This window comes from Chitinophaga sp. MM2321, from assembly GCF_964033635.1.
In the GTDB taxonomy this organism is placed as follows: Bacteria; Bacteroidota; Bacteroidia; order Chitinophagales; family Chitinophagaceae; genus Chitinophaga.
In genome coordinates this window covers 5874018-5890780 of sequence record NZ_OZ035533.1, presented here as the reverse complement: position 1 = coordinate 5890780, position 16763 = coordinate 5874018, and the positions used below count along the sequence as shown (strand labels likewise).

At 44.2% G+C, this 16763-nt stretch carries 14 protein-coding genes; 8 read left to right on the top strand and 6 right to left on the bottom strand.

Annotated elements, in window-relative coordinates:
• Positions 1 to 13 precede the first annotated feature (13 nt).
• Positions 14 to 1153, top strand: a complete 1140-nt coding sequence (locus ABQ275_RS23040) for an efflux RND transporter periplasmic adaptor subunit (RefSeq protein ID WP_349315491.1) — start codon at positions 14 to 16, stop codon at positions 1151 to 1153.
• 337 nt (positions 1154 to 1490) lie between these two features.
• Here ABQ275_RS23040 and ABQ275_RS23035 read toward each other — a convergent pair whose 3' ends face one another.
• The 4 genes from ABQ275_RS23035 to kbl all read right to left on the bottom strand — a co-directional run bounded on the left by ABQ275_RS23035 (position 1491) and on the right by kbl (position 5782).
• The gene (locus tag ABQ275_RS23035) at positions 1491 to 2282 is read right to left on the bottom strand and encodes a tetratricopeptide repeat protein (protein WP_349315490.1); all 792 of its coding nucleotides are present in this window, start codon (positions 2280 to 2282) and stop codon (positions 1491 to 1493) included.
• A gap of 15 nt (positions 2283 to 2297) precedes the next feature.
• Positions 2298 to 3320, bottom strand: coding sequence for a VWA domain-containing protein (locus tag ABQ275_RS23030; protein WP_349315489.1), 1023 nt, complete (start codon positions 3318 to 3320; stop codon positions 2298 to 2300).
• A gap of 242 nt (positions 3321 to 3562) precedes the next feature.
• The gene (gene blaOXA, locus ABQ275_RS23025; protein WP_349315488.1) at positions 3563 to 4420 is read right to left on the bottom strand and encodes a class D beta-lactamase; all 858 of its coding nucleotides are present in this window, start codon (positions 4418 to 4420) and stop codon (positions 3563 to 3565) included.
• Between the two features lie 159 nt (positions 4421 to 4579).
• On the bottom strand, positions 4580 to 5782 hold the full coding sequence (gene kbl, locus ABQ275_RS23020; RefSeq protein WP_349315487.1) for a glycine C-acetyltransferase: 1203 nt from the start codon (positions 5780 to 5782) through the stop codon (positions 4580 to 4582).
• 371 nt (positions 5783 to 6153) lie between these two features.
• On the opposite strand from kbl, the gene ABQ275_RS23015 reads away from it, so the two are divergent.
• The 6 genes from ABQ275_RS23015 to ABQ275_RS22990 all read left to right on the top strand — a co-directional run bounded on the left by ABQ275_RS23015 (position 6154) and on the right by ABQ275_RS22990 (position 12886).
• Complete coding sequence (locus ABQ275_RS23015) at positions 6154 to 6639, top strand: RNA polymerase sigma factor (RefSeq protein ID WP_349315486.1); 486 nt, start codon at positions 6154 to 6156, stop codon at positions 6637 to 6639.
• Positions 6640 to 6666: 27 nt separating this feature from the next.
• The gene (locus ABQ275_RS23010) at positions 6667 to 7725 is read left to right on the top strand and encodes a hypothetical protein (protein ID WP_349315485.1); all 1059 of its coding nucleotides are present in this window, start codon (positions 6667 to 6669) and stop codon (positions 7723 to 7725) included.
• Between the two features lie 17 nt (positions 7726 to 7742).
• Positions 7743 to 8684, top strand: a complete 942-nt coding sequence (locus ABQ275_RS23005) for an outer membrane beta-barrel protein (protein WP_349315484.1) — start codon at positions 7743 to 7745, stop codon at positions 8682 to 8684.
• 29 nt (positions 8685 to 8713) lie between these two features.
• Positions 8714 to 9067 (top strand): hypothetical protein, encoded by a 354-nt coding sequence (locus ABQ275_RS23000; RefSeq protein WP_349315483.1) that lies wholly within the window; start codon positions 8714 to 8716, stop codon positions 9065 to 9067.
• A gap of 168 nt (positions 9068 to 9235) precedes the next feature.
• Positions 9236 to 12178, top strand: coding sequence for an insulinase family protein (locus ABQ275_RS22995; RefSeq protein ID WP_349315482.1), 2943 nt, complete (start codon positions 9236 to 9238; stop codon positions 12176 to 12178).
• Positions 12179 to 12319: 141 nt separating this feature from the next.
• The gene (locus ABQ275_RS22990) at positions 12320 to 12886 is read left to right on the top strand and encodes a L,D-transpeptidase (protein WP_349315481.1); all 567 of its coding nucleotides are present in this window, start codon (positions 12320 to 12322) and stop codon (positions 12884 to 12886) included.
• A 305-nt stretch (positions 12887 to 13191) separates the two neighbouring features.
• Here ABQ275_RS22990 and acs read toward each other — a convergent pair whose 3' ends face one another.
• Positions 13192 to 15105 (bottom strand): acetate--CoA ligase, encoded by a 1914-nt coding sequence (gene acs, locus ABQ275_RS22985; protein ID WP_349315480.1) that lies wholly within the window; start codon positions 15103 to 15105, stop codon positions 13192 to 13194.
• A gap of 268 nt (positions 15106 to 15373) precedes the next feature.
• Positions 15374 to 15652, bottom strand: coding sequence for a hypothetical protein (locus ABQ275_RS22980; RefSeq protein WP_349315479.1), 279 nt, complete (start codon positions 15650 to 15652; stop codon positions 15374 to 15376).
• A 489-nt stretch (positions 15653 to 16141) separates the two neighbouring features.
• On the opposite strand from ABQ275_RS22980, the gene ABQ275_RS22975 reads away from it, so the two are divergent.
• A complete protein-coding gene (locus ABQ275_RS22975) occupies positions 16142 to 16753 on the top strand; it encodes a helix-turn-helix transcriptional regulator (RefSeq protein ID WP_349315478.1) in 612 nt (203 codons plus the stop codon).
• Positions 16754 to 16763 lie beyond the last annotated feature (10 nt).

The window sequence follows — 16763 nt, the reverse complement described above, 5'->3', positions numbered from 1 at the left end:
AAGTATAACTTTTATGACTAAACGATATTTTGATACCATGAACATACAAAAATACAGCCTGTCGTACCGGCTATTGACGGTTGTTGCGTTGGGGCTGTTTTTTACCGCCTGCCACAGCATCAAGGCGGAGGATGAAAGCAGCCACGAAAACCAGCGGGTGCAGGTTAAGTTCATCCACCTGCATAAAGGGCAACTGGAAGCAACGCTGAAGTTACCCGGGGAAATAAAACCTTTCCAGTTTGCAGATCTGTATGCCAAGGTGAACAGCTATGTAAAAAAAGTGAATGTAGATCTGGGCAGCCGGGTAACCGCTGGTCAGGTGCTGGCTACGCTGGAAGCACCGGAAATGAATACGCGGGTGCTGGAAGCGCAGTCGCGCCTGCACACCAAAGAGGCAATATTCAGGGCCAGCCGCGCTACCTATAACCGTTTGCTGAAAACCAGCCAGGTACCGGGTACTATTTCTCCCAACGACCTGGATATGGCCTTCGAGAAAATGAGGGCAGACAGTGCAGAATATCTTTCTGCCAATTCTGCTATCAACGAGGTACAGCAAATGCTGGGATACCTGGTGATCCGCGCCTCTTTCAGCGGTGTGATCAGCCAGCGTAATGTGCATCCCGGCACTTATGTGGGCCCTGCCGATAAAGGCTCCGATAAACCATTGTTCCGGCTGGAAGAACAGCAGAAACTTCGTTTATCCGTTGCCGTGCCTGAAATGTATACGGATGATGTGAGCCATGCCAGCTTTGTGCAGTTTACCGTGAAAGCCTTGCCGGGAGATACTTTTACCGCACATGTAACCCGTATTGCCGGTAGCCTGGACTCCAGGATGCGTACCGAACTGCTGGAAATGGATATTGCCAATAAAGACAGGAAACTGCTACCGGGCATGTATGCTGAAGTGCAGATTCCCCTGCCCGGCAAGAAGGATGTATATATCGTACCTAAAGGAGCTATTGTCAGTAACTCAGAACAGATCTTCGTGATCAGATCCGTGGACAACAAAGCCGTGTGGGTGCCGGTACAGCGTGGCAACGAATCAGATGGACAAGTAGAAATATTCGGTGACCTGTCTGACAACGACCAGCTTGTGCAGAATGCCAGCGATGAAATAAAGGAAGGCACGCCATTACAGGCTGCTGCAAAATAATGTGTGTTGGACGTTTGGGGAGGTGTTTGTAAAAATTAATGGTAAGATGAATCAATGATGACCGGCTGGACAAATGGTAAAGAGTGACCAGTCAGCATACAAACACCCACCTCAAACTTCTTACTGCGAGGACGCTTCCATAGGCGGAAGCGTTATTGCTTTATGATTTTTTAAAGAAATGTTACCATGCGTAACAGTTGTAGGTTTAGGTAAAATAGCCGGAATAGTCCTATTCCGGTTTTTTATTTATACCTGTTCCGGTTTTTCAATAAATAAAAAAATCCAAAAGCGACGGGGATCACTTTTGGATTTGATATATAACAGATGAGTGAAAATCTTACCAATCTTTTTCTACCGGTACTACCTGTCCTTTTACCTTTTTAGCCTTGTCCTGCAACTTCTTCTCTTCCTGCGATAGTGCCTGCAACAAACGTTCTGCTTCCTGCTTGTTTAGCTTGCTGGGCTGTGGTTCCGGCTTCTGCTGATCTTCTTTGTCCTGACCTTTATCCTGGTCTTTATTCTGCTGATCTTTATTCTTGTCTTTGTTCTGATCTTTGTCTTTATCCTGTTGATCTTTATTCTGATCTTTATTTTTATCCTTATCCTTGTCCTTATTTTTATCCTTGTTCTTGTCTTTATCTTTTTTGTCCTTATCCTTGTTGTCGCCACCACCGCCTTGCTGTTGTTTTTTCAGCATAGCTTGTGCATACGCGAGGTTATACCGGGCATCTTCATCAGCAGGATTTAATTTCAGCGACTGTTTATAGGATTTGATACTTTCTTCCCACTTCTTTCCTTCCATGAAGGTGTTGCCGATATTATAATCTGCTTCAGATTTCATTTCTTTTTTGCCGCCTAGTTTCAGGCTGTTGGCATATTGTGCGCGTGCATCATCGAAGCGTTTTTGCTGATACATGGAGTTGCCCAGGTTATAGCTGCCCACGGCAGATTGTGCATTTTGCTCCAGTGCTTTTTTATAATTGGCTTCTGCGTCTGTATACTGCTGTTTTTGATATAATTGGTTACCCTTCCGGATATACTTATTGCTACCATCCTGCGCGAAGGCCATGACGGCTGTAAGCAGTGCAGCAGTAGTAATGAAACAATATTTTATGAACGTTACTTTCATGATCCGTAATGTAAATTATGCTGGCTGTGTTCCCGGCTTAACGCGTTTGTGGCGCACTTCCGGAATAAAAAACTCTATCAGCAGCAATGCCAGGCTTACGCCCAGGAAATATTGAAAATAGCTGTTATAATCGGTAAATACATTTTCACCAAACTCTTTCTGCTCCATGCTGTCTATTTTATTTACCAAGGTATTCACTACATCATCCGTATTGTTATCGAGATGTTGGTAAATACCTTTACCGGCGGCAGCAATGTTTTTTAGCTCGTTTTCATTGAGTTTGGAGATGACAGTATTTCCTTGCCGGTCTTTTTTATATCCGCCTGATTCCGGGTCTGGCAGGGGAGATCCGGCAACGGAACCAATACCTATTGTGTTGGAAACCACGCCGTTTTCGAAGGCGGCTTTGGTTTTCTGTAAGGCAGTTTCATCATGATCTTCTCCATCTGAGATGAGGATGAGGGCTTTATGTTTGCGTTCTTTTTTATTGAAAGCATCGTCACTCACCTGGATCGCCTGACCGATAGCGGTTCCTTGTGTGGGGATCATATCAGGAGATATCGTGCTGAGATACATTTTGGCAGCGGAATAATCTACTGTCAGCGGCATTTGCAGATAAGCGTTGCCGGCAAATACTACCAGGCCTATACGGTCATTATCCAGCTTGTCCATCAGCTTACTGATCAGTTGTTTGGCGCGGGTAAGCCGGTCTGGTTGTATATCTGTGGCCAGCATACTTTTGCTTACATCCAGTGCAATCATTACATCTACACCTTTGCGGGTAATCTTTTCCATGCGGCTGCCTTTCTGAAGGTTAGCCAGTCCGATCACGCCAAAAAAGAATGTCAGGAAGATGAGCAGGAACTTTAGTACAAACAGTTTCCGGGAATAGCCGGTAAACAGCTTCTCCACCAGAACGGGGTCGCCAATACGGCGGATAGAACGGCGCTTCCACCAGGATATACCCAGGAAGGCAAGCTGCAATACCAGCAATAAGGCCAGCGCCCATAAATATTCACTATGCTGAAAACGTAACATATCTGAGTTTAAGCAATCATTACCGGTAGTAAACCAGGTAATGTGTCAAAAATAATTTTTTTGTCACGTATTACAAGAGGGGAAGTAGGGGTTTAGGTTTTCTTTAACCATTTTTTGAATATTTACGAATTTTGAGATTTTGAGATTTAGATATTTGAAATGCAGCGCAGATAACCATATACGCTTACATCTCCGCTGCATTTCAAATACCTACATTCGTAAATTCATAAATTCGTAAATATTTACATTTTCCCCTGGAAGTACCCTGCTTCTGTCAGGATGCTCCGGAGAATGGCCATGCGGTTTTTAGGCATGTCGAAGTTGGGGTCTTCTGTTTCGATATTGAGTACAAAAAAAGAAGGATGCCTGTTTTCCTCGATCCAGCCTACGATCCAGCCAATTTTCTTTGTGTCCTTGTAGTCCCAGCCTGTTTTATAAGACAATTCGTACTTGGGCGTTTTTTCCATCAGCATCACTTCCCGAACCGTTTGCATATTGGTTTTTGCGAATGGCAGCTGATTGAAATAAAGTTTTTTCACAAAGCCAAGTTCTTCATCGGGGGAGATGAGAAGAGAGTTATCCAGCCAGAAAGTATCAATTCTGCTGATCTTCATATTGCCGTATTTTACGGAATCGAGCCACAGCTGCATGGTTGGCTGACCAATCCTCCGCGCTATTTCCTGGTAATAAGGTACAGCAGACAGTTTAAAGGCTTGTTGCATGCTCAGATCCTGGTTCCATTCCGGAAACTCGCGGGTAACGCTATCCCATGGAATAACCATGCTGGTATCTCTGATGATGCCGGTTTGAAGACCCACCAGCGAATTAAAGATTTTGAAGGTAGATGCAGGCAGAAAACGCTGCTTGGCCCTTTCCAGGTTATACACCTTGAACTCGCCCTGCGCGTTATTAAATAACATAAAAGTGCCTTCTACCTTGTATTGGGTAAAGTATTTTTCCCAGTCTTTTTCTTCTTTAACGTTATTGGGAGCACAGGCAGCGAGGCAAACGCCTATAGCTATTAACATCCAGCCAAACCGTTTCATCAGCATAAAATTTAATAAATAATCAGCTGCAAAAGTAGTCAAAGTAACCAGCATTTGACCAGGATTTAAGGATTAAGGGATTAAAAAGGATTGAACTTTTGTTGTTTATAAAAAAAGATTGGTGAGATAAAAGAGTAGTATTCGCTTTTATCTCACCAACCTTTTTAATCGTTTCATAGAACAAAAGTTCAATTCTTTTTAATCCCTTAATCCTTAAATCCTGGTGGTCAATATGCCCAGTTCCTTTCCCACTTTAATGAATGCGGCAATGGCTTTGTCCAGGTGTTCCTGTTCGTGTGCGGCGCTGAGCTGCACGCGGATACGGGCCTGGCCTTTCGCTACTACAGGGAAGAAGAACCCAATCACATAAATACCTTCTTCGAGCAGTTTTTCAGCTACCTGCTGACTCAGCACCGCATCGTATAGCATGACGGGTACTATCGGGTGGTCACCGGGTTTGATATCGAAACCGGCTTCCGTCATTTTGGTGCGGAAATACCGGGTATTGTATTCCAGTTTGTCACGGAGGGCGGTTGTTTCGCTGAGCATATCCAGTACAGCGATGGAGGCACCTACGATACTGGGGGCTACGGAGTTGGAGAATAAATAAGGACGGCTGCGTTGGCGCAGGATGTCGATTACTGCTTTAGGTCCGCTGGTGAAACCGCCGGAAGCGCCTCCCAGGGCTTTCCCCAGTGTACCGGTAATAATATCTACCCGGCCCATTACACCGCAATATTCGTGGGTGCCACGACCGGTTTTGCCCAAAAAGCCGGAAGAGTGGCTTTCGTCAGACATCACGATGGCATCGTATTTATCGGCCAGGTCACAGATTTTGTCCAGCTGGGCAATAGTGCCATCCATGCTGAAGGAGCCATCAGTAACGATGATGCGGTTGCGGCAGTCTTTGGCTTCCTGTAGTTTTGCTTCCAGGTCGGCCATATTATTATGCTCATAGCGGAAACGCTGTGCTTTGCACAACCGTACGCCATCAATAATGGAGGCGTGGTTCAGGGCATCGGAAATGATGGCATCCTGCTCGCCGAATAATGGCTCAAATACGCCACCATTGGCGTCGAAGGCTGCCACGTACAAAATAGTTTCTTCCGTACCCAGGAATTTGGAGATCTTTTCTTCCAGTTCCCGGTGAATATCCTGTGTACCGCAAATGAAGCGTACACTGCTCATGCCATAACCATGCCTGTCTATGGCGTCTTTCGCGGCTTTTACCACGGCAGGATGAGAAGATAGTCCCAGGTAGTTATTCGCACAAAAGTTTATAACTGTTTTACCTCCGACCTGTATTTCAGCTCCCTGTTCAGATGTGATGATGCGTTCTCTCTTGTAAAGGCCGGCTTTGTTGATGTCGTCCAGTTCTTCCCGTAAACGGGCCGTAAACTTTTCATTCATATACATGCAATATTTAAAATCACGTAATCAAAGTTATGGCAATAAATGTATTACGATTATGTGTCGTATAAACCAGTAACGGCCAGGGAAGTAAAAAGTTTGACCCAGGTGTAACATTTAGCAACTGCCCTCCGTCATAATACTATCACGATTATAGATACCATGTAGTGGAAAACTGATAAATTGACCTTTATAAAGAGATGAGGAAAGGATGTATTGAATAAAGGGTTGATGCTCAGTTTAAAAGAAACTGTTCCTGCCAGGTGTATGCGAAAAAAGATGCTGATTTCAGTGGATTGCGGCTAAGGTTGGATTTTGTCCATGATGGGTATTAAAGTAAATGTCGGAACTTAGCACTAAAATCCCGCACCACCGGAATGACGGAAAAGGAGTACAATAAATGTGTGGATCTGTATTCGGACAATATATTCCGCTTCATTGTTAAGAATCTTGATAATGCGGAAGATGCGAGAGACGTAGTACAGAACTCATTCGAAATATTGTGGAAGCACTGTCAGGATGTGCCTTTTGAAAAGGCAAAGTCATACCTGTTTACAGTTGCATACCACAATATGATAGACCATGTGCGTAAGGTAAAGCGGATTACACTGGTAGACCAGTTTAAAGATGAAGCACGGATTTCAGAGCATAAGGTAAATAATGCCAGGGAAGTGATCGAAAAAGCCTTGTCAAAGCTAAGTGAAGTACAACGGTCGCTGGTTTTACTGAAAGATTATGAAGGCTACAGCTATGAAGAAATAGGAGAGATCATGGAGCTGACCCCTTCCCAGGTTAAGGTATACCTGCACCGGGCAAGGCTTCATCTGAAAAATTATCTTGTAAAGATGGAGAACGTTATATAATTATCATATTAATAATAAATAAAATTTTTGTCGGTAGATATCAACATATCAAATTACGAGTCCTTCCTGCTTAGCTACATAGATAGTGAGCTGAACGGGGAAGAAGTGGCTGCGCTGGAACTTTTCCTGCAAAAGCATCCGCAAATCAGGCAGGAGCTGGAATTGCTGGAAGGAACCCGTATGGTGCCGGATGAAAAGATCGTATTTGATAACAAGGCCGCTCTATATCAGCTGGAAGCCCCCGCGGATAACAGCTATGAGTTATTGCTGCTGGACTATGTAGATGGAGAATTGTCTGATGAAGACGCGCAGCGGCTGCTAGGTTGGCTGCAACAACATCCCGAAGCACAAAAAGAACTGGCTTTGTTGCAGGCTGCAAAGTTGCAACCTGACCACAATCTTGTTTTTGAACATAAAACAACGCTTTACCGCAGCAACCAACGTAAGCCGGCACGTATCTATCCTGGTATCTGGTGGTGCGCTGCCGCTGCCGCTATGCTTGCCGGTGTAATTGTATGGATGCCATCTTCGGCACCCGATCACCCCCCTGTAGTGGCCGGTACTGTAAACAGGACCGTTGCTACACCCCCAGCTGCGCCCGCCAGCGTTGCTGTACTCCCCGAAATGGGGCAACCGGCTGTAGCAAAGAATACAGTCAGTGCTGAAAAGAAAACGGTTAATACCCCTGTAAAGAAAATAGCCGCACCGGTACAGACGGTTAAAGTGCAGCAGGCACCTGCTGTTGCAACGGTTGTACAACCTGCCAGAACAGATGCCCCCGTTATTTCACAGTTGCCTTCTCCGCGCAATACTTCCGATGAAGTAGTGGAAAAGCACCTGCAGCAAACCGAAACAATCGTAGCTACCAACACTATTAATAATAGCAATGTTAACACAGGTACAGGTAATGAAGCCTTGCTGGCAGCTAGTACAAATATAAAAACAGCAGTGAGTAAACCTGCCGCTGCGCCTGAACAGGCGACGGTTAAAGGAGAACTGATCATGTCTGTAAGTGGAAGCGACAGCAAAATTCTGGATAAAGTGACCAATGTTGCTAAGTTTTTCTCCCGTAAAAGGAATAAATAAAATTATGGTAAAAGCATATGAAGCATAAATTTTTACTCTGTTTGTTATTGGTATTAAGTGTAGTATGGGCTCATGCGCAAAAAGCCAGCACCTCCCAGGTAGCTCCGGCTACCCCGGATACAATACAGATCAAAGGATTGATTATCATCAAAGGGAAAAATGATAAAGGACGTACCAGTTATAAGTTTTATAACGATACAGCCTATGCGCGCAACAAACTGAAAAGGAACCTGCAAACTAAATGGTTTATCTTCGATCTGGGCTTTAATAACTTTATTGACCGCAGCGAATATAATGGGGCAAGCTTTTTGTCATACTATCCTAATACCACTAATTTCTATAACGGGGCAGCACCTGCCAGCAGAGCATACGACTATTCCGCCACCGGACTTGCTACTTTTGCTCCCCGGGAAGGAAGTGAGCCTTTAACACCATCAGAATTTAAACTCATCACCGGAAAATCGATCAATTTTAATATTTGGCTGTTTGAGCAGCGACTCAATATAACAAAACACAAACTTAACTTGTTATATGCTTTAGGATTGGAAATGAATAATTTCAGGTATGCCCGGAACATTACTTACCAACCGGGATATCCTACCAGGATAATCAGGGATTCAGTAGAGTTTTCTAAGAACAAGCTTTTTGCCGAATATATATCCATACCGGTAATGCTTAATTTTAATTCTAACCCCGCCCGCCCGAGCCGCGCGTTTCAGGCGAGCTTCGGTGTCTCTGGTGGTTACCTGCTCAAATCCCGGACTAAACAAATAAGTGAAGAGAGAGGCAAAGTGAGAAAAACCGACGACTTCAATCTTAACAAATGGCGTTTTGGACTTACCAGCGAACTGGGCTATGGACCGGTTAAGCTGTACGGCAACTTTGCCCTTACGCCTTTGCATGATTATGGATTACAACAATATCCATTCTCCATCGGATTGAGGCTAAACGGATTTTAAGTTTTTTGACCAGATCCTAAATTGTATTTATGCGTTCTTTTGTCGCACTGATAGTATGTATTGCTTGTATTGCATGGGTGCATTCCTTTGATAAACGATTACTTGGCGTGAATTCAGACGCCAGCTTTGGTGAAAACCAGCAACAGTTACCGGTGGATGTGGTGCCAGCAGCTGTAGCATTCGTACCCGCCAGTGCCCTGCAACAAAATATGACCCCTGCCACCGTAACTAACATTATGATCCCCGTTGTAGCCGTTACCCGCAGTAAAACTACGCGCCTAAAGAAAAAACGCTCCGGTTTCATCCCCGTAAAAGATTCTTCCCGCTATGATTTTGTAGTAGTGAAAAGACCTGGCTTGCTCATGAGTACGCTTACCCCCTGATAATCAATCCCTTTTGCGGAACCCCCATTTCCCGCTCTCTTCTTCGTACAATCGGTTGTAACCTGGCTCCTGTACCATTTATCGATTTCTTCCTTTTAAATATCCATAATTTTACACTTCCATTTATATTTGGTTACAAATTCTTAAACCCAACAACATTATCTTCTTATGAATCTGCTTAAAAGAGCCGTATTACTACTCCTGTTTGCATGTACACTGCAAATGGCAGGAGCCCAAGGTAAATACCAATGGAAAGAAGCTACTTCCGGAGGTTATAGTTACAAGTATATCGACAACGACCCCATGAAAGCCCGTTTTTATACCCTGAAAAACGGACTGACCGTTATCCTCAGTGTGAATAAAAAAGAGCCCCGTATTCAAACACTGATCGGCACCCGCGCCGGTAGTGACAATGATCCTAAAGATCATACAGGGCTGGCCCACTACCTGGAACACCTGCTCTTTAAAGGCACCCAGCAATATGGATCACTGAATTGGGCAAAAGAAAAGCCGTATATCGATCAGATTGATAACCTGTACGACCGGTACAATAAAACCACTGATCCGGCGGCACGTAAATCAGTGTATCATACCATCGATAGTATTTCCGGCATTGCTGCCAGATACGCCATCGCGAATGAATACGATAAATTGATGACCGGCATGGGCGCGCAAGGTACCAATGCCCACACCTGGGTGGAAGAAACTATTTATGAAGAAGATATTCCTTCCAATGCCATCGATAAATACCTGGCTGTTCAGGCAGAACGCTTCAGGGACCCGGTATTCCGCCTTTTCCATACGGAACTGGAAGCGGTATATGAAGAAAAGAACCGTGGCCTCGACAACGACAACCGTAAAGTATATGAAGCCATGCTCGCCGCTTTATTTCCAACACACAACTACGGCCAGCAGTCTACCATAGGTACGGTAGAGCACCTGAAAAACCCCAACCTGAAGGCCATCCGCGCTTTCTATAATGAATACTATGTACCCAACAATATGGCTGTAGTAATGGCCGGGGATTTTGACCCGGACTACGTGATCCGGACCATCGACAAGCAATTCAGTTATATGAAGGCGAAGCCGGTAAAGGAATACAAACCGGCTCCGGAAGCACCTATTAAAGCGCCTGTAATAAAAGAAGTGCTGGGCCCTGATGCAGAAAGCATTGACATGGGTTTCAGAATGCCTGGTGCGCTGGATACCCGGTCCAATATTATACTGGGAGTATTGTCCAGCATCCTGCACAACGGAAAAGCAGGACTGCTTGATCTAAACATCAATAAACAGCAGAAAGCATTGAGTGCAGATGCCAGTGTGTTAAGCCTGAAAGATTATTCCATCCTCGCCCTCTCCGGAAAAGCCAAACAGGGCCAAACGCTGGAAGAGGTGAAAGCCTTGCTGCTGGGCCAGCTGGAAATCCTGAAAAAAGGAGCGTTCGATGAATCGCTGGTGAAGGCAATTGTCAATAACGCAAAACTGGCGGAATTGCAGGGGCTGGAAAGCAATAACAACCGGGCTACTTCCATGATGGATGGCTTCATTAAAAGCAGGGGACAGAACTGGGCTTATGATGTAGCTTATGTAGATGATATGGGTAAAGTAACGAAGCAACAGATCGTGGATTACGCCAATAAATATCTCAATGATAATTATGCACTGATATACAAACGTAAAGGGGAAGACAAGAATATACAGAAAGTAGAGAAACCCAATATTACCCCGGTAGAAGTAAACAGGGATGCACAGTCTGCCTTCCTGCAGAAGATATCTGAGATGCCGGCTACGCCTGTAAAACCGCAATGGCTGGATTATGAAAAAGATATTCAGACTGCTCCCGTTGGTAATACCAACATCATGTATGTGCAGAATAAAGACAATGGCCTGTTCCGCTTGTACTACCGTTTTGATATGGGCAGCTGGAACAATAAAGAGCTGGCACTGGCTGCACAATATCTACAGTTCCTGAGTACGGATAAATATACCTCTGAAGAGATCAGCAAAGAGTTCTACAACATTGCCTGCAACTTCAGCGTGTCTGCTGCCAATGAGAATACAACGATTATGATCAGTGGTCTGCAGGAAAATTTCGACAAGGCAGTGTCTCTTTTTGAGCATATCATCGCCAATTGCAAGCCTAACGAAGAGGCGCTGGCAGCCTTGAAAGGACGTATTCAGAAAGCGCGTGCAGACAGTAAACTGAATAAAGCCGCCATCATGAAAGGCGTGGTAAACTATGCCATGTATGGTGCAAAAAATCCGTTTAACAATCAGATGAGCCAGGCCGAACTGGAGGCAATTACACCTGGTGAACTCACCACGTTGTTGCACGATCTGCCTGCTTACAAACATACGATCATTTATTACGGACCTGAGCCACTGGCAAGCGTTGCGGCTGATGTAAAAAGACTGCATCCCCTGCCTGCTGCTTTTAAAGAAGCGCCGGCAGCCGTGAAGTTTACAAAAGATGATCAGACCAAAAACCAGGTACTCTTTGCAGATTACGACATGGTACAGACAGAAGTAAACTGGTTGAGAAATTCAGACACCTATAATCCGGCTAACACCGGTATTGTCACCCTGTTTAATGCTTATTTTGGTGGCGGAATGGGATCTATTGTATTCCAAACTATCCGCGAATCAAAAGCCCTGGCCTATTCTACATATGCCTTCTATGTAACGCCTGATAAAAAAGGAGAACGGTATTCTACCGTAGCTTATGTAGGCAGTCAGGCAGATAAAATGGGCGACGCCGTAAAAGGAATGAATGAATTACTGAATGATATTCCCCGTTCCGATAAATTGCTGGCAACAGCCAAAGAGTCCATGAAACAGGATATTGAAACAGAACGTATTACCAACGACGGTATTATTTTCAGTTATCTCGCCGCACAAAAACTCGGGCTGAATACCGATATCCGCAAAGAAGTATACGCGTCTATTGATAAAATGAACTTCGATGAAGTGAAGAAATTTCATGATGAATATCTGGCCAACAAGCCATATACTTATTGCATTCTTGCCTCTGAAAAGAAGGTTAACATGGATGATCTGAAAAAGATGGGAGAAGTAAAAAAATTATCGATGGAAGAAATTTTCGGTTACTAGTATATTGTTTTATATATACGTAAGTAAGGTAAGGCAGTAAAGGGTTTTATAAACTTCTTTGCTGCCTTACTTCATTTTGTGTAAGCGGTTGTTGCAATAAATTATTCTCTTCCTGCGTTATCAGAAATATTTAATCACCCTATGGAGAAGTGCCGTTATTATTGGTATGTAATTGCTTTGCTGTTACTGCCATTATCCGGATTCGTACGCAGTAACGATCTTTACAATGCCCGGTTAAATTCTGCCAACATTAATCCGGATAAAATATTTTTATTGATAGATAAAAGCGATTATCGTTTGTATTTGTATGAAGATGTAACCTTACGGAAAATTTATAAAGTCGTGTTTGGAAACAAGGATCAATCAGATAAGTTGTCTGAAGGGGATCGTAGAACACCGGAAGGAACTTTTCATATTCTTAGCAAAAGATTTGACAATCGCTGGAGCCGGTTTTTGCTGATTGATTATCCGAATGAGGATTCCTGGCAAAAGTTTTATCAGCGACAGTCCAAAGGCGCATTGTCGGGGAATGCTTCCATTGGTGGTGGGATTGGTATTCACGGTGTAGAGTATAATGCCGGTATCCGGGACAGTTATGTGGAAGGCCGCATCAACTGGACGCTGGGTTGCATCAGCATGAAGAACGCGGATGTAAATGAATTGTATGAAGTTATAAAAGTAGGAACACCGGTGGTGATCCGTCGTTGAAAAACAGGAAAGATTTTTGTGGAAAGAAGATGAGGGTGATTTCCTGTGGCAGCAGGTTGTTGTATGTTTACAGGAGAATAAATAGCCCCACCGGCATCTAGTGGCGCAGCAGACAACACTGCTGCACCATGACTCCAATATATAAGGCGGGTCAGATCCTGTGAAGAGCGCGCTCCACTCGGATGGTGCGCGCTTTTTTATTGTAAAAAAAGTAGCCTGACGAGCGGAGAAGGAAGCGTGCTTCGATCTTTACTCATCAGGCTAATAGGATTAATCAATTAATCGGTGTGCTGATTAATTTTCTACTATAATTTTCCGCGCTTGATTTCGTCCACTACTCCGGGATCCAGGAGCGTAGAGGTATCGCCTACGTTGTCCAGATCGTTTTCGGCTATTTTGCGCAGGATGCGGCGCATAATTTTGCCGGAACGTGTTTTAGGCAACCCAGTTACAAACTGGATTTTATCCGGTTTGGCAATGGGGCCGATGATACGGGCTACGGTTTGTGCAATGTCTTTTTTACTCAGTTCTGAATCATGTGTCTGTCTTTCCAGAATCACATATGCATAGATCCCTTGTCCTTTTATATCGTGTGGATATCCTACCACGGCGCTTTCTATCACACCAGCATGCATGTTGATGGCATTTTCCACTTCGGCGGTACCAATGCGGTGACCACTTACGTTGAGTACATCATCTACACGGCCGGTAATGCGGTAGTAGCCCTCTTCATCTCTCATACAGCCATCTCCGGTGAAATAGAGATTTTCGTAGGTGGAGAAATAGGTATTACGGAAACGTTCATGATCGCCGTAAGTGGTGCGGAGCATGCCGGGCCAGGGGAATTTTATACAGAGATTACCATTTACACCGTTACCTTTTATTTCCTTACCGTTTTCATCAACCAGCATAGGTTGTACACCTGGTAACGGAAGGGTGGCGAATCCTGGTTTTTCTTTGGTGATACCGGCCAGGGGGGTGATCATGATGCCACCGGTTTCTGTTTGCCACCAGGTATCTACGATAGGGCATCTGCCTTTACCGATATTATCTTTAAACCAGTGCCATGCTTCTTCGTTGATGGGTTCACCTACGCTGCCCAGTTTTTTGAGTGAGCTGAGGTCCTTATGATTCACAGGTCCCAGGCCGTAGCTCATTAAGCTGCGGATGGCTGTTGGTGCGGTATATAAAGTGTTGACACGGAATTTGTCAGTGATTTCCCATAGTCTGCCGGCATCCGGATAGGTGGGTACGCCTTCAAACATGAGAGTGGTGGCGCCTGCGCTGAGCGGGCCGTATACGATGTAGCTATGGCCGGTGATCCAGCCAATATCAGCCGTACAGAAGTAAACTTCGCCCGGTTGGTACTGGAAGGTGTTTACAAAAGTATAGTTGGCATAGACCATATAGCCGCCACAGGTGTGTACCACGCCTTTTGGCTTGCCGGTAGAGCCGGAAGTATACAGGATGAAGAGCATATCTTCCGCATCCATTTCTTCGGCAGGGCAGGGAGGGTTGCCCATTGTTTCCACCTGTTTAATTTCATCTTCCCACCACACATCTCTTCCTTTCAGCATGCTTACCGGGGTGCGGGTGCGGGTGCACACGATTACTTTTTTTACGGAAGGGCATGCCATCAGGGCATCATCGATCACAGATTTCAGGGGGATGTCCTTGCTGCCACGGTATGCACCATCGCAGGTGATAACGAGGTTACATTGTGCATCCTGGATCCTGTCGGCAATTGATTGGGCACTGAAGCCGCCAAATACTACGGAGTGGATGGCGCCTATGCGGGCACAGGCGAGAACAGAAATGGCGAGTTCGGGGATCATGCCCATGTAAATACATACACGGTCACCTTTTTTTACGCCATTATTCTTCAGCACATTTGCAAACTGGCAAACTTTATTATAGAGGTCGCGGTAGGTAATAATACGGTGGTGTTCTTCCGGATCGTTGGGTTCCCAGATAATAGCCGGTTTGTGTCCCAGCGTACCGAGATGACGGTCAAGGCAGTTTTCTGTAATATTCAGCTTACCGCCTGTAAACCATTTGATTTCCGGATCTTTAAAGTTCCAGTCCAATACTTTATCCCACTTACGGCGCCAGTAAAAATGGTCGGCAACATTTGCCCAGAAACCTTCCGGGTCAACTACACTTTGCTGATAAGCTTCCTGATATTCTTCTATTGTTCTGATCTGGTATGGGTACGACATAGCACCATCAATTGTTTATTGGTTAATTATAAGCATTTCCTAACGGGCTTTAAATTTAAGAAAAACCAGACGGTTTGGTAGAAAAAATCTAAGAAACGATATTAAAAGCGGGTTATTTTTCAATATTTGCCGGAAACCGGTCAATAAAAGCGGCTTTTTTTTGATAAAATAATAAAGCCTTCTGTTCCCGTAGCGGGAGCAGAAGGCTTTATGGTGAAGTCTTTTCTTTACAGCCTATATTTTCAAACACTGGATAAGGGAAGTGAATTCATTTAGTGAACAGCTTCCGGTATTTTTCCATGTATATCCCCGTAGTGAGATACACTTCCTCCATTAACTGAATGATTTTCTGTTTTTCTGCATTGCTGAGTGCCGGAATAGTTTTTCCTTTCTCATGTGGATTGGGTTTATCCCTTCCCCGCATTTTGCGATAAAAAGTAGGTATGCTCCAGCTACATTCCTCACATACCTTCTCCCGGAAAGAGGTGGAGAGCGTAGAAAATCTTTCGTGGATATCAAGTAACATGTTTACTGTTTCTTTACTCATAGCAGCTTTTATTTATTGGTTATTAGAAAGGGTAACAAAACTGTGTTTTTGTAACATATAGCGCATGTATTTTGTGTATAAGCAAATGTATTTATAATCATGCAAATTATAATCAGAAATTTTGACTTTTATAAAAAAAATCATGACCCTGTGAAACGTGCTGTGGTAAAGGGTTTTGTTAGATGTAGCTGCAGAATTTATAATTATTAGTGATTCGTTTTGTAATTACCAGTTGCATTTCAATTACTCGCCTTTTTACATTCGTTATCAATTTGTATTTGCTATTATCAAATTGTAATCAGTGTTATCAAATCTTCATTGCGTGTGTTCGTAACCGTTAGTTCTGCATCTCTGCTCCCGGTTTTCTCCCGAAAAATTTTTATTCAATTTGATATTTTTATTTACGAAATGAATTATTTATTGTTATATTATACGACAATATAACGGGCAGTGCGCTTGCTTACAGGACTAAAATAAAAACGAACAAAGATGCAATCGAGTCTGATACACATGGGTCAGCGGTTAAAGCAGATACTCAGGCAGAAGAAAATTAAAATCGTTGATTTTGCCAAAATGGCCGGATTTACCAACCAGATCGCGCATTATCATTTACGCAAAAGTGATATGAAACGCACTACCATGGAGCGTTTCTGTATCCTGATAGGAATTACCCCTGATGAATTTGTAAGATGGAATGGGGCGATGGAAATGAGTGGGGATAAAAGCCTGCACCATGGCGACCGGCTTCAGAACCTGATTGCGGAAAAAGGGTTGAATAAAAGTAAACTGGCGGAGCGCCTGGGAATGAGCCGGCGCACGATGTATAATGTTTTTGAGAAGGAAGTCTTTTCACCGGACGAACTGGAACGTGTGGCAAAAGGGCTGGATATGAGTACGGAAGCTTTTCTGAATCCGGGTAATGTGCAGGAGGCGCGGCAAACAGACAGTGAGGAAATGATGTTGCTGCGGGAGAAATATTATAAGTTACTGGAAGAACACCACCACCTGCTTAAAAGTTATGCCACACTAAAAGATGATGTGATCCAGGTGAAGAAGGAGCTGGCGGGGCTCCGGAAACAGGTACACGGCAAAAAGGCCTGAGACAGGCCCT